This is a genomic window from Ferroglobus sp., from assembly GCF_015521575.1.
GTDB lineage: Archaea > Halobacteriota > Archaeoglobi > Archaeoglobales > Archaeoglobaceae > Ferroglobus.
Genome location: NZ_WANY01000038.1, coordinates 1 through 2641, shown reverse-complemented (window position 1 = coordinate 2641; position 2641 = coordinate 1). Strand labels below are relative to the sequence as shown.

Here is a 2641-nt window from a genome sequence, read left to right as displayed (position 1 = left end):
GCCTTGGCAGCTCTCTGGATGGCGTCAAAAATTGGAAACTTCAGCGTGACGATAGCGAACACCTCCTGGGGTCTTTACGTGGAAAGTATAGCTGGCATCTCTCCTGAAGGTTTGAGCGGATGGATGTACTGGGTGAACTTTCCAAAAGAAAACATTCCGAGCGTTGGTGCAGCTGATTACATTCTTGAAAACGGGAATACGCTGATCTTCTATTACGGCAGCTACGATCCTCAAACTTGGGAGCCGAGCAAACCCAGCGAGTCCTTATATCTTGTAATAATCCATGTGGCTGTTAGTAACGTCGTATGGGAGGGAGAGGTAACGCTGTACCCAGAAAAACTCAGAATAACTTTAAAAGACGGAAATGAAACGGAGATAAATGGATTGTCCACCTTAGCAGCTTTGTTGAAAGCTTCGGAAGTTGGAGGATTTAACGTCAGCATTTTGAACACGAGTTGGGGTCTTTACGTTGAGAGTATCGCAGACATACCTCCAAATGGAACGTTTTACTGGCTTTACTGGGTGAACTATCCAGAAGAGAGTTTTCCGTCGGTAGGTGCAGCCGACTACGTTTTAAGCGATGGCGATGAGGTAATATTCTACTACGGCTATTACAATTCCACCACCTGGCAACCCTCTACGCCGGAGGAATCTCCTTATGTCGTAAAAATAAAGGTAAAAGTCCCCACCAAAGCGTACGTAACGTCTCTCTCCGTTAGTAATGCTTTCAGGGGAGGTTTTGCCAACGCAACTGTAAACGTAACAGCCCTCAAAAATGGATGGTTCGTAATAGTTGTGAGTGGAACGAACGCCAACGGAGACAGCATAGCCGGAATTTCGATGGTGAAGCTCAACGCAGGAGAAACTGTGGCTGTTCCTGTGATGATTCCAATTCCACAACAAATTCAAACAGGAAAATACGAGCTTTTCGCTGGAGTTTACGAGCTATCCGACTATCCGAAAGAAGTGGCACACATATTCGGTAAAGCCGTATGCGAGGTGAGCTGATGCACCGATCGATTGTTGCAATCCTGCTGTTCCTTTTTTTAATATCTCAAGCCTCCGCTCTAACGATGTCCGTCAGTGGAGGATACAAGGGGGTAGCTGTAACAGTCTCTCTTGACAAAGAGGCCTTCATAATCTTCAGAATGAACAACGGAACACCTATATTTGCTTACGGAAAAACTGCGAAGTTCATTCCTCATGTGACAGGTACCCTCTTCATCGAAGCAAGAGCTGAAAATGAGATCGTTTCGAAAACCATACAAATCCGAGAAAAACAACCCGCTACTGGAGAAACAACAGGCAGATACTCTCTTCCCTCAGGAAAAGTAAGCGTAACGCTTGAAGACGGAAGCGTGGAGGAAATCGACTACAGAACTGCATTGGGAGCACTTATAAGAGCTTCTGAAGTTAAAGGCTTCAGCGTGAAGGTGAAAAAGTGGAGTTACGGACTGTTCGTGGACTGCATAAAGGGAATTTGCACAGGAGACCTTGGATCTACCTCTGGATGGATGTACGCTGTGAACAATCAAATTCCAAGCGTGAGCTCCGATCAGTACGAACTAAACGCTGGAGACAAAGTCGTCTGGTACTTCTCGCGAAGCATGAGCGAAACCGCTGAGAGTTCTCCCTACAGAATCGAAATAATTACCTTCCCGGACTGGACTTTTGACGTGAACATTTACTGGAGAACTCCTTCCTATGGAGGAGCTACAGCATCAACCCCGACACCCACACCAACTCCAGAAAAAGAAGAGAAAATTGTTGAATTCAACCTCACGAAAAAGGTTGAGGTCGTTAAACCAAATGAGACAGTTGTAGTTAATCTCAAAATTCCCATGAAGCTCAAACTCGAAAAAGAGAAACCCGTTCTAATCGAGCTCGTTCAGAGGAAAATTGGAGGAGTTGAATTTAGAAGCGTTCATGGCAAAGTTCTTGAAGCTTTCGAGCTGGAGGTTAACGAAAGCGCAGAAATTCTGCTGAACTTCTCAGTAAAGAAGGAACTCCTCGAAAACGAATCTCCCGAAAACGTATGTCTCGCTAAATATGTTGAAGATGAGTGGAAGTGCTTGGAAACGACTCTTGTAGATGAAAACGAAACTCACTACTTCTTCTCCTCAAAAATAACGAACTTCAGCCTATTTGCAATTATCGTAAAATGGAACAACTTTCCGTTAAAACCGGAGGATGAAAGGATAGTTAAAGCGTTGAAATGGCTAAAAAGTATCCAGAATGATGACGGAGGTTTTGCCAATCCGGGAGAGGAGAGCAGTGTGGCTAAAACCTCTTGGGCAATAATGGCTTTGGTAGCAGCCGGAGAAAATCCGGATGAGTGGAAGAAGAACGGAAAAAGCCCGATAGACTACCTTAGAGAAAATCTGAAAAAAGAGCTCCCGAAAATGGGTACAGCCGATTACGCGAGAACAATTCTGGCTTTAGTAGCAGCTGGCGAGAATCCGAGGAATTTTGCCGGGGTTGACCTCGTGAGGTTGCTAAAGGACAGAGTGAAGGAGAACGGACAAATTGGAGACTTCATTTACACTACAATCTGGGGAATCATAGCCCTCGTCTCCGTTGGAGAGGATGTAAACAAGTCTGTTGAGTGGTTGAAAGAGCAACAAAACGAAGATGGTGGCTT

General features: G+C 45.1%; 2 protein-coding genes. Both read left to right on the top strand.

Annotation, left to right across the window (positions count from 1 at the left end):
- Nucleotides 1–1008 (top strand): DUF4430 domain-containing protein (locus F7C14_RS01595; RefSeq protein ID WP_290899191.1); only part of this gene is annotated, 1008 nt, incomplete at its 5' end.
- A partial coding sequence (locus tag F7C14_RS01590) for a DUF4430 domain-containing protein (RefSeq protein WP_290899188.1) occupies nt 1008–2641 on the top strand: 1634 nt, incomplete at its 3' end. The genes F7C14_RS01595 and F7C14_RS01590, both read left to right, overlap by 1 nt.